This is a genomic window from Methylobacterium sp. E-016 (genome assembly GCF_022829745.1).
Lineage (GTDB): Bacteria > Pseudomonadota > Alphaproteobacteria > Rhizobiales > Beijerinckiaceae > Methylobacterium.
This window is the reverse complement of sequence record NZ_JAKSYF010000153.1, coordinates 22579-38787: the sequence shown is the minus strand read 5'-3', so window position 1 is coordinate 38787 and position 16209 is coordinate 22579. Positions and strand designations below refer to the sequence as shown.

15 protein-coding genes are annotated in these 16209 nt (G+C 73.1%); 9 read left to right on the top strand and 6 right to left on the bottom strand.

The features are described 5' to 3' along the window. Positions 1–68: 68 nt before the first annotated feature. From MKK68_RS22805 to MKK68_RS22790, 4 genes are all read left to right on the top strand, one after another. The gene (locus MKK68_RS22805) at positions 69–1385 is read left to right on the top strand and encodes an AmpG family muropeptide MFS transporter (RefSeq protein ID WP_243933458.1); all 1317 of its coding nucleotides are present in this window, start codon (positions 69–71) and stop codon (positions 1383–1385) included. A 116-nt stretch (positions 1386–1501) separates the two neighbouring features. Further along, positions 1502–1792 (top strand): hypothetical protein, encoded by a 291-nt coding sequence (locus MKK68_RS22800; RefSeq protein ID WP_147727282.1) that lies wholly within the window; start codon positions 1502–1504, stop codon positions 1790–1792. Positions 1793–1796: 4 nt separating this feature from the next. Further along, positions 1797–2471 carry an HAD family hydrolase gene (locus MKK68_RS22795; RefSeq protein ID WP_147727283.1) on the top strand — a complete coding sequence of 225 codons (675 nt, stop codon included), beginning with the start codon at positions 1797–1799 and terminating at the stop codon, positions 2469–2471. Positions 2472–2648: 177 nt separating this feature from the next. Next, positions 2649–2858, top strand: a complete 210-nt coding sequence (locus MKK68_RS22790) for a hypothetical protein (protein ID WP_147843412.1) — start codon at positions 2649–2651, stop codon at positions 2856–2858. A 155-nt stretch (positions 2859–3013) separates the two neighbouring features. On the opposite strand, the gene MKK68_RS22785 is transcribed toward MKK68_RS22790, so the two are convergent. The 3 genes from MKK68_RS22785 to MKK68_RS22775 form a co-directional block, all read right to left on the bottom strand. After that, entirely contained in the window at positions 3014–3325 is a 312-nt protein-coding gene (locus MKK68_RS22785) for a hypothetical protein (RefSeq protein ID WP_147727285.1), read from the bottom strand. A gap of 129 nt (positions 3326–3454) precedes the next feature. Beyond that, on the bottom strand, positions 3455–3835 hold the full coding sequence (locus MKK68_RS22780; protein WP_147727286.1) for a DUF6481 family protein: 381 nt from the start codon (positions 3833–3835) through the stop codon (positions 3455–3457). Between the two features lie 311 nt (positions 3836–4146). Then, positions 4147–4356, bottom strand: a complete 210-nt coding sequence (locus MKK68_RS22775) for a cold-shock protein (protein ID WP_018043862.1) — start codon at positions 4354–4356, stop codon at positions 4147–4149. Positions 4357–4911: 555 nt separating this feature from the next. Here MKK68_RS22775 and MKK68_RS22770 point away from each other — a divergent pair. Continuing rightward, positions 4912–6834 carry an autotransporter assembly complex protein TamA gene (locus tag MKK68_RS22770; protein WP_244033024.1) on the top strand — a complete coding sequence of 641 codons (1923 nt, stop codon included), beginning with the start codon at positions 4912–4914 and terminating at the stop codon, positions 6832–6834. Then, positions 6834–11204 (top strand): translocation/assembly module TamB domain-containing protein, encoded by a 4371-nt coding sequence (locus MKK68_RS22765; protein ID WP_244033012.1) that lies wholly within the window; start codon positions 6834–6836, stop codon positions 11202–11204. The genes MKK68_RS22770 and MKK68_RS22765 overlap by 1 nt, the downstream gene beginning before the upstream one ends. Before the next feature lie 13 nt (positions 11205–11217). On the opposite strand, the gene MKK68_RS22760 is transcribed toward MKK68_RS22765, so the two are convergent. Both MKK68_RS22760 and MKK68_RS22755 read right to left on the bottom strand, forming a co-directional pair. Then, positions 11218–11601, bottom strand: coding sequence for a hypothetical protein (locus tag MKK68_RS22760; protein WP_147726352.1), 384 nt, complete (start codon positions 11599–11601; stop codon positions 11218–11220). Between the two features lie 267 nt (positions 11602–11868). Then, positions 11869–12282, bottom strand: a complete 414-nt coding sequence (locus MKK68_RS22755; RefSeq protein ID WP_147726351.1) for an EF-hand domain-containing protein — start codon at positions 12280–12282, stop codon at positions 11869–11871. Between the two features lie 294 nt (positions 12283–12576). On the opposite strand from MKK68_RS22755, the gene MKK68_RS22750 reads away from it, so the two are divergent. The 3 genes from MKK68_RS22750 (at position 12577) to MKK68_RS22740 (ending at position 13958) form a co-directional block, all read left to right on the top strand. Next, positions 12577–13077 (top strand): peptide deformylase, encoded by a 501-nt coding sequence (locus tag MKK68_RS22750; protein WP_147726350.1) that lies wholly within the window; start codon positions 12577–12579, stop codon positions 13075–13077. Between the two features lie 125 nt (positions 13078–13202). Then, positions 13203–13625: a hypothetical protein gene (locus MKK68_RS22745; RefSeq protein WP_147859539.1), complete on the top strand. Its 423-nt coding sequence runs from the start codon at positions 13203–13205 to the stop codon at positions 13623–13625. A gap of 159 nt (positions 13626–13784) precedes the next feature. After that, on the top strand, positions 13785–13958 hold the full coding sequence (locus MKK68_RS22740; protein WP_147843076.1) for a metallothionein: 174 nt from the start codon (positions 13785–13787) through the stop codon (positions 13956–13958). Positions 13959–13979: 21 nt separating this feature from the next. Here MKK68_RS22740 and MKK68_RS22735 read toward each other — a convergent pair whose 3' ends face one another. Continuing rightward, on the bottom strand, positions 13980–16112 hold the full coding sequence (locus tag MKK68_RS22735; protein WP_147726348.1) for a TonB-dependent receptor: 2133 nt from the start codon (positions 16110–16112) through the stop codon (positions 13980–13982). Positions 16113–16209: the final 97 nt, after the last annotated feature.

The window sequence follows — 16209 nt, the reverse complement described above, 5'->3', positions numbered from 1 at the left end:
GATACGCCGATCCTGCAGGCGCGAGGGACGGATCCCCGAATCTCCGTAAGCCAGGGGTTGTGGTTCGCATGCCAGACGCCGTGAGCGGGGCCGACGCGCCCGCATCCGCCAAGCCGTCGGTCCTGACCCACCTCGCGGATCGCCGCATCGTGGCGATGCTCGGGCTCGGCTTCAGCTCTGGGCTTCCGTTCCTGCTGGTCTACGTCACGCAGTCGGCGTGGCTGTCGGAGGCGAAGGTACCGATCGGCATCCTCGGGCTGCTGAGCGAGCTGACGCTGGCCTACAAGTTCAAGTTCCTCTGGGCGCCGTTCCTCGACCGCTACGACGCCCCGATCCTCGGGCGCTGGCTCGGGCGGCGGCGCGGCTGGATCGTGGCGACGCAGCTCGGCGTGGCGCTGACGCTCGCCGGCATCGCCTTCGGCGACCCGGCCGACTTCCTCGCCTGGACGGTGGTGTTCTCGCTGGCGCTGGGATTCGCCGGTGCGACGCAGGACGTGGTGATCGACGGCTGGCGCATCACCGCGGCGCCGCCCGAGCGGCAGGCGCTGATGTCGTCCTTCGCCGAGGTCGGCTGGCGGGTCGGCAACCTCGCGGCGGGCGCCGGGGCGCTCTACCTCGCCGACGCCTACGGCTGGCGCGCCGCCTACCTGTGCATGGCCGTGCTGATGGCGCCCGGGATGATCGCGGCCCTGATCGCCCCCGAGCCGGAACCCGCCCGGCCCGCGACGCACGAGCGCGCCGGCTTCGTCGAGACCGTGGTCGCGCCGATCCGCGAGCTGGTGACGCGGCTCGGGCCGATGGCGGTGCCGATCCTCGTGATGGTCGCGGGCTTCCGCATGCCCGGCTACGTGTCGAGCGCGATGGCGATGCCGCTGTTCAAGAGCCTGCACTACTCCAACACCGACATCGCCACGGTGACCAAGCTGTTCGGCTTCGGCGTCGCGCTGGCCGGCACGTTCCTGGCGAGCTTCGTCGTGCCGCGGATCGGGATCCTCGCGAGCCTCGTCGCGGGCACCGTGTTCGGCTCGGCCTCGCACCTCGCGCTCGCCTACCTCGCGATCCACGGCGGTGACGGGGGAGCGGCGTTCTGGACCTTCGCGATCGCCGTCAGCGTCGACAGCTTCGCCTACGCCTTCGCCTCGATCGTGCTGATCACCTACATGTCGTCGCTGGCCGCGAGCGAGCACGCCGCCAGCCAGTACGCGCTGCTGACCTCGCTGTGCGCGCTCCCCGGCAGCCTGCTGGCCGGCGCCTCCGGCTTCATCATCGCCGATGTCGGCTTCGCCTGGTTCTTTGTCGGCACGGCGCTGATCGGCGTGCCGGTGGCGCTCCTGTGCGCCTATGTCTGGCACGTCCATCCGCGGACGGAGGCGCCGGCGGCGTGAGTCCGCGACGAGGGCCGTGGAACGGCGGCGAAGCTGTGCCGTTGTCCGACGAGAACCCTGCACCGGCCGGGATACGCGCGCGCCCCGCGCGCCGCCCTTTCCGACACGAGGACCCGATGACGCTCCGCACAGCCGGCCTTCTGCTCGCCCTGCTCGCCGTCCCGGCCGCCGCGCAGGCGCAGGTCTATCGCGACCGCGCGCCGGCTGGCCCGCTCGGCGAGACCGTGCCGATCACCGTCGGCGGCCGCGCGCCCTGGCAGCCGGCCTGGGCCTACGATTCCGGCGGCGACAACGACCGGCGGCCGGAGCTGCCCTATTACCAGCAGGGCCGCGGCCAGCAGACCGGCGGCCCCACGCGCAACCTGCTGCCCGACGACGGCCTGCGCCTCGTCCCGATCCCGCGCTGAGCAGATGAAAGCCGCGATCTTCGACATCGACGGGACGCTGCTCGACAGCGTCGACCTTCACGCGGAGGCCTGGGTCGAGGCCTTCCGCCACTTCGGCGTCGAGACCGACGTCGCCAAGGTCCGCAGCCAGATCGGCAAGGGCGGCGACGAGCTGATGCCGGTCTTCCTGTCGGAGGCGCAGCTGCGCGACCAGGGCGAGGCGATCGAGGCCTACCGCTCCGACCTGTTCAAGCGCGCCTACCGCGACCGGGTGAAGCCGTTCCCGGGCGTGCGCGCCCTGTTCGAGCGGATCCGCGCCGACGGCACGACGATCGCGCTGGCCTCCTCGGGCAAGCGCAGCGAGGTCGAGCACTACCAGGACGTGCTCGGCATCGCGGACCTCGTCGACGCGGCGACGAGCTCGGACGACGCCGAGCGCTCGAAGCCCCATCCCGACATCTTCGAGGCGGCGCTGAAGCGGCTCGAAGGCATCGACCGCGCCGAGATCGTGGTCCTGGGCGACACGCCCTACGATGCGCAGGCCGCCGGCAAGGCCGGGCTCGCCACCGTCGGCCTGCTGTGCGGCGGGTTCCCCGAAACCGACCTGAAGGCGGCCGGCTGCATCGCGATCTATCGCAGCCCACAGCACCTGCTCGAAGACTTCGAATCCTCGCCGCTGGCAAAGCGCAAGACGATCTGACGTCGAATCCGGTGCGCGCCCGCAATTGTCCCCGCAATCCTGGCATGCGTGTGGCCCGGATGCGACGCGGTCTCGCGCCGGCTACGGACAACGCAGGATAAGACTGGCGCGGGTGGCGCGAAAGGCGTAGCCACCCCGCCGGAACTTCCTGGGATCCTTCTAAGGACGGGGCGGATCATGCGTCAGACGGCCGAGACCAGCGTACAGACCTGGAATCCCTGCAGCGACAGGCCTCTCCACGAGCGGATCGCGGAGGCGGTCCAGAGCCGCGCCACGCCGATCAGCCAGCTCCTGCGCCTGATGTCGGCCCTCGACGCCGAGGGCAACGCCAACGAGAACCTGCGGCTTCAGCTGCGTGCCCGCATCGGCGCGCCGCTCAGCGCCTGAGGCCGACCCGCCCCGATGGGGGCCCGGCGTCGACGACGGTCCCGGCGATGCGCCCGCCGCCGGGGTGAGCCGGAGCAGGACGGCTGCCGGCGCCTCCCCGCATCTCGGCGCGACGCATCGACCGACCCGCAGGCCGTCATCCTGACTTCAGCTCCTCAAGGCTGAACCCAGAGGCAGGCCGGCTCGCCCTTCACCGCAAGGCATTCGAACGGCGCGCCGCCGATCATCGCGCGGTGCTCGACCGCGCCGACGTCGGCGCGCCGGATCGCCTTGCATCCGGGCCGGCTGCCGGCCTGGGCGAGGGCGGCGGCGCGGTCGGGGGCGGCGGTCGTAAGGAGGCGGAGCGACACGAGGGTGTCGCAGGCCGCGACCCGATCGTCCGGCTGCGCGAGCGCGGGGGTGACGAGCATCGCGGCCAGCCCGATGCCGGCCCGGCACGCACGCCGTCGGAAATGCCGCTCGATCATGTTTCCCCCTCGGCGATCTGCGGACAGGCGGGACGGCCGCGCGAGGCGCGAAGGTCCGGAAGAAACGGCAACGCCGTCCGCGGCGGGCGGACGGCGCTGTCTGGCGGCCGATGCGACGCAGCGTCCGCGTCAGCGCTTGGTCTTCACCTTGGCCTTGCGGGCGGCATAGCGGGCGTCGCGGAGTTCCTTCTTCGCGGCGAGCTCGGCGGCCTTGCGCTCCTGCAACGCCGCGGCCTCGGCGGCCTCGCGGGCGATCTGGGCGGCGAGCTCGGCCTCCTCGCGGGCGCGCTTCTCTTCCGCGGCCTGCTTCTCGGCGGCGATGCGGGCGGCTTCGCGCTCGCGGAGACGGGTCTCGCGGGCCTGGACGAGCTCGGCCCGGGCCTTGGCTTTGGCGATCATCTCGGGGTCGTCGGCCGGGGGGCGCGCCTTGAACTTGGCGAGCAGGGCAGCCTTGGCGGCTGCGGAATTCTGGCGGCGGTCGTCGAAATTACGATAGTCGAATGCGCTCATCTGACCTTTCTCGTACGGTGTCTCACTTCGGGTTTCGGGAGCGTCCGCGACGGATCAATCCGCGGGACGGGGCCGGGGGAACGGGCCCTTCAGCAAATCGGATTCGGCAAGCCTGCTTCCGCCTCGCGGCGAATCGAAAAAGCCAATGACCGACGGATGGGCGGCGTGCAACCTGAGCTGCATTCGGAAATCGCCGCGATGGGTGACAATCGTCGTCGCGCCGTCGCAAATCCAGGGACAGATGCGGATATGCCGCAGCGGGACGATCGACGCCCCCGGACCGCTCCGTCCGGAGGCGTCGCTGTCGCGGATCAGGCCGCCTGGAGGTTTCCGGCCGACTGCTTGCCGGTGCGCCGGTCGTTCTCGATCTCGTAGGAGAGCTTCTGGCCCTCGATCAGGTTGCGCATGCCGGCGCGCTCGACGGCGGAGATGTGGACGAACACGTCCTTGCCGCCGTCATCCGGCTGGATGAAGCCGTAACCCTTGGTCTCGTTGAACCATTTCACGGTGCCCGTGCTCATGGCGCCTACCTCCGTCGTATCGATGTGTTGAGCCTGCCGGCCCGAGCGGCTGTCCACGCGCGGGGGTGGGCGAAGCAGGTTGGATGTCGAGATGGAATGTCAGTCGAAGCGACGCCCTTGCAAGTGGCTAAAGGGACAGCGGGCGGAGCAACCCGGCGGCGGCCGGCAAGCATCGACGCACGCTGGAGTTAGGTCGCGGCCTGCCGTCTGACAAGAGTCCGGCCGACAGTCCCGGCGCCGCCCCCTGCGAAGGTTGCCGCAGCCGGCCCGGCCGTCTAGGTTCGGCCCGGTGCGCGATGGGGTCCGGACGGAGGGTCCGGCACCCGATCACCCCGGATCCGGCTCGGGCGGGGGACCACCGGCAGCGGCCTTCCTTAAGGCCTGCTCCGGCATGATCGGCATCGCGACGAGGGGGGACTTCGAGATGATCGCGACGGAATTTCCGCACGCCGCGGACGTGCAGCGGACGGCCGGCCCCTGCGCGTGACGCGACGGAACCCGGATCGCGCCGCCACCGTCCCGCGCGGCCGCAACGGCGCCTTCGCCGGCGCCGTCATGGCCGCCGGCCTGTCCCTGGCCGCCTCGCCGGCCGCGGCCTTCGACCTGTTCGGGTTGTTCGGCTCCGAGGAGGAGCCCCTGGCGCCGAGCGCCACCGCGCTGCCCTACGCGCTGAAGATCCAGGGCACCGACGATTCCGACCTAGAGAAGACGCTGGAGGACACCTCGACCCTCCACCGCCTGCGCCGCGAGCCGCCGCCGGACGGGGAAGGGCTGGTGCGCCGCGCCGAGGCCGACCTGCGGCGCCTGCCCGACGCGCTCTCCGGCTACGGCTACTACGCCGGCCGTGTCACCGTCCGGATCGAGGAGGTGACGCTCGGCGGCGAGGCCTCGCTGATCGCCGCCGCGCGGGCGGCGGATGCCGAGCGCGCCCGCGCCCTGGTCCCGGTCCGCATCGCGGTCGATGCCGGGCCGCTCTACACCCTGCGCACCGTCACCGTGCGCGACCCGCAAGGCGCCGCCTTCCCCGAGGAGGTGCTGCCGAAGCGCTTCACCCGCGTCGACGACGAGACGCCGGCGCGCTCCAGCCTCGTGCTCGCCCGCGAGGCGAAGATCGTCGACCGCTTCCGCGAGCGCGGCCACCCCTTCGCCAAGGTGGTGTCGCGCGATCCCGTCGTGGACGACGCCGCCCACGTCATGGACGTGACCTTCACCGTCGATCCCGGCCCGCAGGCCGGCCTCGGCGCGGTCACGGTCCGCGGCACGAAGGACATCGACCCGGCGGTGGTGCGCTCCTTCATCGACGCGGAGCCGGGCGACCCGTACTCGCCGAAGGCGCTCACCGACATGCGCCGGGCGCTGGTGAAGGTCGAGGGCCTCGGCTCGGTGCGGGTGCGCGAGGGCGAGGCGCTGGATGCGCAGGGCAACCTGCCGATCTTCGTCGACGTGACCGAGCGCGACCGCAACCTGATCGGCGTCTCGGCCCGCTACTCCACCGTCGACGGCCCCGGCATCCGCGCGACCTACGCCAACCGCAACCTGTTCGGCGGCGGCGAGACGATCCGGCTCGACGCCGACCTGTTCTACCTCGGCAACGATCTCTACGCCACGCAGCGCAAGCTCGCCGGCATCGAGTCGAACGGGCTCGGCGGGCGCCTGTCCGCCACCTTCGTGAAGCCGGCCCTGTGGGGCACCCGCAACGACCTGATCGCCAACCTGTTCGCGGGTCGCGAGGCGCAGCAGAGCTACGTCGCGGACGCCGCCGGCGGGACGCTCGGCGTCCGCCACCGCTTCTCGGACACGTTCTACGCGCAGGTCGGCGTCGAGGGGCAGGCGGGCCGCGCCCAGGACGCGCTCGGCAAGGTCGATTACCGCCTGGTCGGCATCCCGGTCTCGGTGTCCTACGATTCGACCGACAACCTGCTGGACCCGACCAGGGGCGTCCGGCTGACGGCCTCGGCGACGCCCTATGCCGGCTTCCTCGGCTCCGATCCGTCCATCTTCGTCGCCAAGGCGCAGGGCTCGACCTACTACGCCCTGGACGAGGACGCGCGGTACATCCTCGCCGGCCGCCTCGGCTTCGGCTCGATCTCCGGCGCGAGCCTGGAGGACATCCCGGCCAACATCCGCTTCTTCGCCGGCGGCGGCGGCTCGGTGCGCGGCTTCCCCTATCGCACGCTCGGCCCGCGCGGGCCGTTCAACCTGCCGGTCGGCGGCCGAAGCCTGCTGGAAGCCTCGTTCGAGGCCCGGATCAAGGTCACCGACACGATCGGCGTGGTGCCGTTCTTCGATGCCGGCACGGCGTTCGCCGGCTCGCTCCCCGATTTCGACGAGCGCATCCGCACCGCAGTGGGCCTCGGGCTCCGCTACTACACCGGCATCGGCCCGATCCGCGTCGACGTCGCATTCCCCCTCGACCGGATCAAGGGCAACCACGAGCGCCCGGTCGCCCTCTACATCAGCCTCGGGCAGTCGTTCTGATGGGGATTCGGGATCGGTTCGCGCGCGTTCTCCCTCCCCCCGCAGGGGGGGGAGGGATCCGCGTCGCCGTCGCGATCCTGCTCGTCCTCGGCCTCGCCGCGCCCGCGGCCGTCACCCAGGCCGCCGACGAGGCCGAGAAGACCGTGCTCGGCGGGCTGCTGTCGCGCGCGCTCTCCACCCCGTCGTCGCGCGTCGCCATCGGCGCGGTCGACGGCGCCCTCTCGTCGGACGCCACGATCCGCGACGTGGCGATCAGCGACCGCGACGGGGTCTGGCTGAAGCTCGACCGGGCGCGCATCGTCTGGCGCCGCCTCGCGCTGCTGTCCGGCCGGCTCGAGGTCGACACCCTCGAGGTCGGCCGGCTCGACGTGCTGCGGCGCCCGGTGCCCTCCGCCGTCGCCGCGACGCCGGAGCCCGACGGCACCCTGCTGCCGGACCTGCCGGTCAAGGTCGAGATCAAGGACTTCTCACTCGCCGAGCTCGTCCTCGGCGAAGGGCTCGCCGGGCAGCCGGCGCGGCTCTCGGCCAAGGGCCGGGCGAAGCTCGGCGCGCCGTCCGAAGGGCTCGACCTCGACGCGGCGGTGCAGCGCCAGGATGCCGGCGGCCGGTTCGGCCTCAAGCTGCTGTTCGTGCCGCAGGGCGAGCGCCTGGAGCTGAAGGCGACCCTGACCGAGCCGGCCGGCGGCCTGCTCTCCAAGGGCCTGAACATGCCCGGCGCCCCGCCTGTCGACCTCGACCTCGACGGCCGCGGGACGCTGGACGCCTGGAACGCCCGCCTCGACTTCTCCGCCGGCGAGACCATCGGCGCCCAGGGGGGCGCCCGGATCTCGCGGGTCGGGGCCGAGCGGCGCCTCGCCCTCGACCTCGCCGCGCGCATCGAGGGCCTGCTTCCAGGCCCGGCCGCGGCGGTGTTCTCCGGCACGACCAAGCTCGACGGCGCCCTCGGGTTTTCCGATGGCGGCGCGCTCAGGATCGACCGGCTCGAGCTGACCTCGCGGACCGCCCGCCTCGACGCGCGCGGCACCCTGGACGCGGCACGGAACGCCGACTTCACCCTCCAGGCCCGCGCCGTGCCGACCGAGGGCGGGGTGACCCGGGCCGCCGACAGCGAGCTCAAGACCCTGGTGTTCGACGGCAGCCTGAAAGGCCCGCTCGCCCGGCCGCACGTGGCGGGCAGCCTGAAGGCCGCCGGCCTGCGCACCCGGGATAGCGCCCTGGACCTCGTCGAAGCCCGGCTCGCGGCCGAGCCCGCCGCGGCCGACCGCTTCGACCTCAGCGCCGACGCCCGGGTCGAGGGGCTGACGCTGCCCGACCCCGCCCTGCGGCGGGCGCTCGGCGCACGCGCCGGCTTCGACTTCCGCGGGACCCTGGAGCCCGACAACGCGGTTTCGGTCTCGCGCCTGCACGTCGAGGCGCCGACGATGCGGGCGGACTATGCCGGCCGCGTCGGGCGCAACACGCTCACCGGCACGGTCGAGGCCGCGCTGTCAGACCTTTCGGCCTTCTCCGACCTCGCGGGCCGGCCGCTCGCCGGAAGGCTGTCGGGCACGGCCAAGCTCGGCGGCGATCCGGCGCGGAAGGCCGTGACCGCGGAGGTGGATGTCCGCACCGAGGCGCTGTCCCTCGGGCGACCGGCGCTCGACGGGCTGCTCGGGGCGGCTCCGCGCGTCACCGGGCGCCTGTCCCAGGTCTACGACGGCTACGCCTTCGACGGCGCGAAGCTCGAGGGCGCGGCCGTCGTCGCGCGCCTCGACGGCCGCGCCACCGCCCGGGTCGCCGACGCCAAGCTCGACGTCGACCTGAAGGACCTGTCCGCCCTCGACGACGCGCTCGCCGGGCGGGCCGGGCTGTCCGGGCGGCTCTCGGGGACCCTCGAGCATCCCGACCTGTTCGCCCTCGTCAGCGCGTCCGAGGCCAGCGCCATGGGCCGCCCCGTGCGGGGCCTGAAGGTCGAGGCGACCCTCAAGGACCTGACCGGCGCGCTCGACGGCACGGTCGCCCTCGGCGGCACCGTCGGCGGCAAGCCGCTGCAGGGAGGGGCCCACCTCGCGCGCTCGGGGGCCGACTGGCGCCTCGACCGGCTCGGGCTCGGACTCGGCTCGGTGACCCTCGACGGCAGCGCCGCGCTCGACGCCGCGACCCGGCTGACGGAGGGCGCGGTCCGGCTCAAGGCGGCCGACCTCGACGACCTCACGCCGCTGGCGCTGACGCGGCTCGCCGGCCACCTCGACGCCGACATCGCGCTGTCCCGCGCGAGCGGCCGGCAGGACGCGACGATCCGCGCGACCGGCGCGCGCCTGCAGGCCGGCGCGATCGGCCTCGCCCGGCTCGACGCGGACCTGACGGGACAGGACCTTCTCGGGGCGCCGCGGATCGACGGGCGGGCCGAGGCGGACCGCATCGTCGCCGCCGACCAGATCCTCGACACGGTGCGCCTGACGGCGGCGGGCTCCCCGGCGGCGACCGATCTCGTGCTCAAGGCGCGCGCCCGCGGCTTCGACCTCGACGGCGCCGCCCGCCTCGTCCCGGGCCACGGCTCGGACGCGGCCACCCGGATCGACCTGCTGCGCGTCTCCGCCGCGCGGGGCGCCGACCGGCTGGCGCTCGCGGGCCCTGCGACGGTGACCCTCGAAGGCGGCGGCGCGCGGATCGATAACCTGACGATCGCCGCGGGCGGCGGCCGCGTCACCGTCGCGGGCAAGGCCGGGCGCGACAACGACCTGACGATCGGCATCCGCGCCCTGCCGCTGGCGCTCGCGCGCATCGCCGCGCCCGGCCTGGCGCTGAGCGGCACCCTGGACGGCGAGGCCGCGATCCGGGGGCCGACGGATCGGCCGCAGGGGCACTACGCCCTCACCGTCGCCCGCCTCGTCACGCCGGAGACGCGCAAGGCCGGCCTGCCGCCGATCGAGGCCTGGGCGTCGGGCGACCTCGGCGACGGCCGGATCGGGCTCGACGGCCGCATCACCGCGGGGCCCGGCGTCGCGATGACCCTGTCCGGCTCGCTGCCGGCGGCGGCCGGCGGCAGCCTCGCGGTGAAGGCGCGGGGAACGCTCGACGCGGCGCTGGCCAACAGCCTGCTCAGCGTCGGCGGCCAGCGGGTCGCCGGGCGGGTGGCGATCGATGCGGGGGTGACGGGCACGCTCGCCGCACCGCGGGCGGAGGGCAGCGCGACGCTGTCGGGCGGCAGCTTCACCGACCCGCTCAACGGCATCCGGCTGACCAACATCGAGGGCCGCGCCACGGGGCGCGGCGACGCGGTCGTGCTGGAACGCCTCACCCTGGCGACCCGCAACGGCGGGACGCTGCGCGCCGACGGCCGCGTGGCGCTCGAGCCCCAGGCCGGGTTCCCGGGCACGATCCGCATCGCGGGCGAGCGCGCCGAGCTGATCTCGAGCCCGCTGATGACGGCGGTGGCGAGCCTGAACCTCGCGCTCTCCGGCCCGCTGTCGCGCACGCCGCGGATCGCCGGCCGCGTCGACGTGGTCTCGATCGACGTGTCGGTGCCCGACCGGCTGCCCGCGACGGTGCAGCCGCTGCCGGGCATCCGCCGGGTCAACACCCCGCCCGACATCCGCGCCCGGCTCGACGCCAAGGCCCTGCGCGGGGCGCAGGTGGCGGCCGTGGGAAGACGCGGCGCGCGCGGCAAGCCCGCCGTGCCGTTCGACGCCACCCTCGACGTCGCGGTGAGCGCTCCGAACCGCATCTTCGTGCGCGGGCGCGGCATCGACGCCGAGCTCGGCGGGAGCTTGCGCGTCACCGGCACCTCGCGCGACCCGAACGCGAACGGCGCGTTCGAGCTTCGGCGCGGGCGTCTCGCGGTGATCGGGCAGCGCCTCGACTTCACCCGCGGCCGCGTGACCTTCGGCGGCGCCATCGCGGCCCCCGACCTCGACTTCGTCGCCGAGACCAAGGCCACCGACATCACCGCCCGCATCGCGGTCTCGGGGCCGGCCGACAGCCCGGTCTTCGCGATCTCCTCGGACCCGAGCCTGCCGCAGGACGAGGTGCTGTCGCGGCTGCTGTTCAAGAAGGCGTCGGGCAGCCTGTCGCCGTTCCAGGCGCTGCAGCTGGCGCAGGCCGTGTCGCAGCTCTCGGGCGGGGCAGGGGGCGTCGACGTGTTCGAGGCGGCGCGCAAGGGCCTCGGGCTCGACAGCCTCGACGTCTCGACCGGGACCAGCGGCGGCCCGGCGCTCGGCGCCTCGCGCTACCTCAGCGATCGCCTCAGCGTCGGCATCAAGGCCGGCGCCAAGCCGGCCGACACGGGCGCGACCATCGACTACGACGTGACGCGCCGGGTGAAGATCCAGGGCGAGGCCGGCAGCGACGGCCGCACCAGCGTCGGCGTCGGCGCGGAATGGGAATACTGAGCGCGCGACGCGCTCAGTGGCGGGCGAGGCCGGCCTGCTTCGGGCCGACGGCCTGGGCGAGGCGCCGGCCGACATGCAGCATCGCCCTCTCGATCAGGGCGAGCGTCGGCGGATCGTTGTCGAGCTTGGCGTACTCGTAGGCGACGATCAGGCCGTCGGCGATGCCTTCGAGCAGGCTGACGGTCTCGCTGGCCGCGTCGGCCAGTTGACGGAACGGATCGCCGGACGTCCCCTCGGCGGCCCGAGCCTCCGCACTGTGAGCCTCGGCAACGTGAGCCGTGCAGCGGTCGAGGATCCCCTGCGACGCCTCGATCGTCTTGCGGGTCTCCTCGATGATCTCGCGCATCTCCGCGACGAGGGAAGGCTGGTCCGCGACCTTCGGGTGATCGATGCTCATGCTGATATTGCCCCCACGACGGAGCAAGCTTGCATCCTATGGTTGAGATGCGTCAACAGGATTCGCATGTCGCGCGACGTCGCACGGTCGGCCGCAAGGGTCCGGTGCCAAGGGGCCGGTGCAAGGGTCCGGTGGAGGCGGGTGCAGGACGGGAAGCGGAACCGGACGTGCGTCAGGAAGTGTCCGAACGAAAACGAGCCGCGCCCGTTTCCGGGGCGGCTCGCAGGTGGCACATCCGACGCGACCCCGCAGGGTCGCGCCCGAGGGTCACTTGATCAGCATCAGCAGGGCCTTGCCGGCGGGGGACTTCAGCTCCTTGGCGTCGAGCGTGCCGTCGTTGTCCGGGTCGGCGGCCTGGAAGCGGTCGGCGACGGCGGCGAGGTATTCCTTCTTGTCGATCGTGCCGTCGTTGTCCGGGTCGGCCTTCTTCAGGCCGGCGGCGCTCAGGCGGCCCTTCAGCTCCTTCTTGTCGAGGGTGCCGTCGGCATCCTTCTCGAGGCGATCGAAGGTCGCCGAGGCGGTCGCCTCGATCTCCTTCATGTCGACGGTGCCGTCGTTGTCGGTGTCGATCATCTTGACCGCCTGGGCGCCGGTCATCGGCTTGGCGAAGGCGACGGGGGCGGTCATGGTGGCCGAGGCCAGGACGAGAGCGGCGAAGGTGCTGGAAAGACGAAGGGTCATTGCCGAATTATCCCGAAATGTGTTGCGCGAACTTCCTACGCGTGACGATTGCACTGCACAAGCGATTTCTCTCGATCGATCGCTGAGGTTGCCCATGGCGCGTCCCACGCCGAAGGCGGGGCGAGCCCGGCGCGACATCCCTGCGGGCGCGGGCGCGAGCCCAACGCGCCATCGTCCGCGTCGTTGCGAAGGCTCGCCGAATCGCCATCGTCCCGACGCACGGTGCGCCCCGAACGGCCGACGCGGGGGCCGGCGTGCCGCCCGCCCCACCCTCCAGCGCGAGACCCCGATCCGATGGCAGCCCGTCCGCTGATCTTCTATCCCGACCCGCGGCTGGACGTGCCGTCCGACCCCGTGACGGCCTTCGATGCCGATCTCGGCGACCTCGCCCGGGACGTGACGGAGACCCTCGATTCGGCCGCGGCCGCCGGGTTGACTGCGGCGCATCTCGGCGTGCGGCGGCGCCTCGTCGTGCTGCGCCCGGAGCCGGGCGGGCCGGCCATGGTCTACGTCAACCCCGAGATCGTCGACCGCTCGCCCGAGCGCGTCACGGCGCGGGAGGGCAGCGTCTCGATGCCGGGCGTGTCCGAGCCGGTCGAGCGGGCGGCCACGATCCGGGTGCGGTTCCAGGATCTCGACGGCGTCGCGCAGGAGGAGGCGGCCGAGGGGTTTCAGGCCGCCTGCCTCCAGCACGAGATCGACCAGCTCGACGGCATCTTCTGGATCGCCCGCCTCTCGCGCCTGCGCCGGGAGCGGGCGGTGAAGCGCTTCGCCAAGCTGCGGGCGCAACCGTGAGCGCGATCCCGTCTCGAGGCCATCCGGCCTTGGGCCGCGCCGTGCCGGCCACGCCGGCTCGATCACGGAGGCTTGACGCCGGGACAGAGGCTTGGCCCGATGCCGGCCTGCGCTTAGGAGGAGGCATGCGTCTCGCGATCCTGCTCGCCACGTCCCTGTCCGCCCTGGCCGTATCCCGGCCCGTGCAAGCCCAGGCGCCGGGCAGGCCGGCCAAGCCGGCGCCGGCCGTGCAGGGGCCGGTCTCCGCACCGGTGATCGCGTGCCCGTCGCTGGCGAACTACCGTCTCCTGCGGCGGGAAGCGCCCGACGAGGCCGCCGCGCTCGCACGCCTGGGCGATGCCAGGGCCGACCACCTCGGCTGCACGGCGTTTCCGCGGGATCGGATCGCCGCGCTCGCCGAGCACGTCGCCCTCGGCGGCGCGCAGTACGATTGCCTGGCCCTGCAGGGCACCGCGATCTGCCAGTGGACGGCGACCGGCACCGTCGACCTGCCGGTGCCGGCCAAGTCGCAGCCGAAGCCGTCGGCCGCCGACAGGGGCCGACGCTGAGGCACCGTCCGGCGCGCGCGGCGGCGATGCCGGGGACGGCGCCGGGAGCGCGTTCGCGACCGGGCCCGGCTGCGCTCGCGTCCTGGACCGGATGAACGCGCCGGTTGTAACGTTCCGGTCCCGGCCGCATTCCGCGGCGCGGATCAGGACGCGAGACCGATGGCACCGACTGACTCCGAGACCGTCCCCTGCGCCTGCCCCGACTGCGTCTGCGAGGTCGCGCCGGGCCATGGCATCGCGCGCGCGGGCAAGACCTTCTGCTGCGAGGACTGCGCCGCCGGCCACCCGGACCATGCCGGCTGCGGCCATTCGGGCTGCGCCTGCCACGGCTGAGGCCGCGGGTTCCTGAGCCGGTCAGAACCGCGCGGTCAGGAAGATCCGGACGTTGCGCCCGGCGAGCAGGATCTCGTCCTTCTTGAACGAGGCCGAGTTGCGGATGCGGTCGTCGAGCAGGTTGCGGCCGGCAAGGCCGAGCGTCACCGCGCTCGCGCCGTAGACCGCCGGGTCGAGGGGCTCGGTGTAGCTCACCTCGGCGCGCAGGTCGTCGAAGCCGGGCGTCGTCGTCTCCAGCGGCGCGACCTCGGTGTGGGCGAAGGCGTGCAGCAGGAAGACGCGGGCGTACCAGCCGTCCGCCCGCACGAACGCGCCGCCGCCGACCCGGTGGGGCGGGATCCGCGGCACGTAGGTGTCGTCGTCGAACTGCGCGCGGACGAAGTCGTACTGCGCCTCGAGGCCGGCCCAGCCGTCGCCCACCGGGATCAGGTCGAGCTGCGCGCCGATCTCGGCACCGTAGAAGGTGGCGTTGCGCTGGGAGTAGACGATCTGCTGCAGCGCGTCGTCGGAGCCGCAGGAGGCGAAGTCGTCGCCGCAGCGGGTGCCGGTCTCGCGCTTGTAGATGAAGCCGGTGTAGCGGGTGTAGTAGCCCGTCGCGTCGAGGCGCAGCGGACCTTCCGCCCGGCGGATGCTGGCCTCGACGGTGCGCGCCCGCTCCTTCTTGAGGTCGGGATCGCCGATCTCGAAGGTCGCGGTCGCGTCGTGCGCCCCGCGCGAGTACAGCTCGAAGGCGGTGGGCGCGCGCTCGACGTAGGACCCGTTCAGGCTCGCGACGAAGCCGTAGGGCAGGTCCTGCAGGGCGCCGAAGCTGAGGCTCTTGGGGGCGAACTTGCGCCGCCGCCCGAAGGCGAGCGGATCCTCGCCCTCGACCGGCAGGTAGCTCCCCGGGAACTGCGTCGCCGTGCCGGTGGAGCGGTCGCCCTCGATCCGCCCGGCGGCCTGGAAGCGCAGGCCGTGGCCGACGTTCAGCTCCTCGAACAGGTAGACGGCGTTCGAGCGGGAATCGGTCGGCGCCAGCAGGGTGCCGGCCTCGCCCGAGGTCCCGATCTCGCGCCGCCCGGCCTGGAGCCCGAGCGCCCCGGTCAACGTGCCGAGGGCGGTGAAGACCGGCACGTGCTGCAGCTCGACGCGGCCCTCGGCCTCACGGTTCTTGAAGGTCGCCTGCACCCCGTCGAGGCCGTCCTCGCCGAGGCCGATCTCCTGGTGCTTGTAGACCGAGCCCCCGGCCCAGAACCGGATCACCTCGAACGGTCCCTCGAGCGGCCGAACTTCGCCGCGCGCCAGCACCCGGTCCTGGTTCGGGTTCAGGCGCGTGCGGCTCTCGGCCGCCTCGCCGCCGGGGATCTGGTAGAGCGCGTCGTAGTGGCTGTACGAGATCCCGACGAAGCCGCGGTCGCCGATCACCGACATGCCGACCGCGCCGCCCTGCGAGCGGTTGGCGGAGTTGGCCTGGATGCCGGCGGGCGTGTCGTAGCTGTCGGCGCCGGTCCGGAAGCCGTCGGCATGGACCGCGACGTTCTCCGAGCCCGCATCGACGGTGCCGGCCACGAGCCGGCCGTTGTCGACGCTGGAATACCCGGTGGTGACCTGGCCGGCATAGCCGCGCGGCGGGATGAAGGTCGGCACGCGGTTGTTCTCGGAGGAGACCACGCCGCCGATCGCCTGGCTGCCGTAGCGCAGGGTCGCGGGCCCGCGGATCACCTCGATCCGGTCGGAGACCAGCGGGTTGATCGGCACGCCGTGGTCCTCGCCGAGCTCCGAGACGTCCTGGATGCCGACGCCGTTCTCCTGGATCCGCACCCGGCTGTTGTCGAGGCCGCGGATGATCGGCCGGCTGGCCGCGCCCGGCGCGTAGGTCGAGGCCGAGATGCCGGGCCGGTCCATCAGCGCGTCACCGAGCGTGCGCGGCTGCTCGCGGGCGATCTGGTCGCGCGTCACCACCGTCACCGGCGAGAAGGTGTCGACGGCCACCGGCAGGATGCCCGCCGGCAGGCTCGCCTCGGGCGCCGCCTTCGGCCCGGGCTGGATCGGGCTCGCCGTGGTGACGCTGAGCTCGGACAGGGCGACCGCGTCCTGCGCCCGCGCCGCACCCGGCAGCAGGCCCAGGCTCAGTCCCAACAGCGTCGCCCGGAATCTCGCTTGCCCGCTTCGCATCACGCCTCGTCACATCATGTTATAATGTTTCATTATGCGGATGTAACACAATAACAAGACAGGAATCGAACCGTGGCGCCGCTCGCGCCCCGGGCGT

What these genes read in the sequence shown, in the direction of transcription:
- MKK68_RS22805 (WP_243933458.1), top strand. Translation starts at nt 69, where the DNA reads ATGCCAGACGCCGTGAGCGGGGCCGACGCGCCCGCATCCGCCAAGCCG.
- MKK68_RS22800 (WP_147727282.1), top strand. Translation starts at nt 1,502, where the DNA reads ATGACGCTCCGCACAGCCGGCCTTCTGCTCGCCCTGCTCGCCGTCCCG.
- MKK68_RS22795 (WP_147727283.1), top strand. Translation starts at nt 1,797, where the DNA reads ATGAAAGCCGCGATCTTCGACATCGACGGGACGCTGCTCGACAGCGTC.
- MKK68_RS22790 (WP_147843412.1), top strand. Translation starts at nt 2,649, where the DNA reads ATGCGTCAGACGGCCGAGACCAGCGTACAGACCTGGAATCCCTGCAGC.
- MKK68_RS22785 (WP_147727285.1), bottom strand. Translation starts at nt 3,325, where the DNA reads ATGATCGAGCGGCATTTCCGACGGCGTGCGTGCCGGGCCGGCATCGGG.
- MKK68_RS22780 (WP_147727286.1), bottom strand. Translation starts at nt 3,835, where the DNA reads ATGAGCGCATTCGACTATCGTAATTTCGACGACCGCCGCCAGAATTCC.
- MKK68_RS22775 (WP_018043862.1), bottom strand. Translation starts at nt 4,356, where the DNA reads ATGAGCACGGGCACCGTGAAATGGTTCAACGAGACCAAGGGTTACGGC.
- MKK68_RS22770 (WP_244033024.1), top strand. Translation starts at nt 4,912, where the DNA reads ATGGCCGCCGGCCTGTCCCTGGCCGCCTCGCCGGCCGCGGCCTTCGAC.
- MKK68_RS22765 (WP_244033012.1), top strand. Translation starts at nt 6,834, where the DNA reads ATGGGGATTCGGGATCGGTTCGCGCGCGTTCTCCCTCCCCCCGCAGGG.
- MKK68_RS22760 (WP_147726352.1), bottom strand. Translation starts at nt 11,601, where the DNA reads ATGAGCATCGATCACCCGAAGGTCGCGGACCAGCCTTCCCTCGTCGCG.
- MKK68_RS22755 (WP_147726351.1), bottom strand. Translation starts at nt 12,282, where the DNA reads ATGACCCTTCGTCTTTCCAGCACCTTCGCCGCTCTCGTCCTGGCCTCG.
- MKK68_RS22750 (WP_147726350.1), top strand. Translation starts at nt 12,577, where the DNA reads ATGGCAGCCCGTCCGCTGATCTTCTATCCCGACCCGCGGCTGGACGTG.
- MKK68_RS22745 (WP_147859539.1), top strand. Translation starts at nt 13,203, where the DNA reads ATGCGTCTCGCGATCCTGCTCGCCACGTCCCTGTCCGCCCTGGCCGTA.
- MKK68_RS22740 (WP_147843076.1), top strand. Translation starts at nt 13,785, where the DNA reads ATGGCACCGACTGACTCCGAGACCGTCCCCTGCGCCTGCCCCGACTGC.
- MKK68_RS22735 (WP_147726348.1), bottom strand. Translation starts at nt 16,112, where the DNA reads ATGCGAAGCGGGCAAGCGAGATTCCGGGCGACGCTGTTGGGACTGAGC.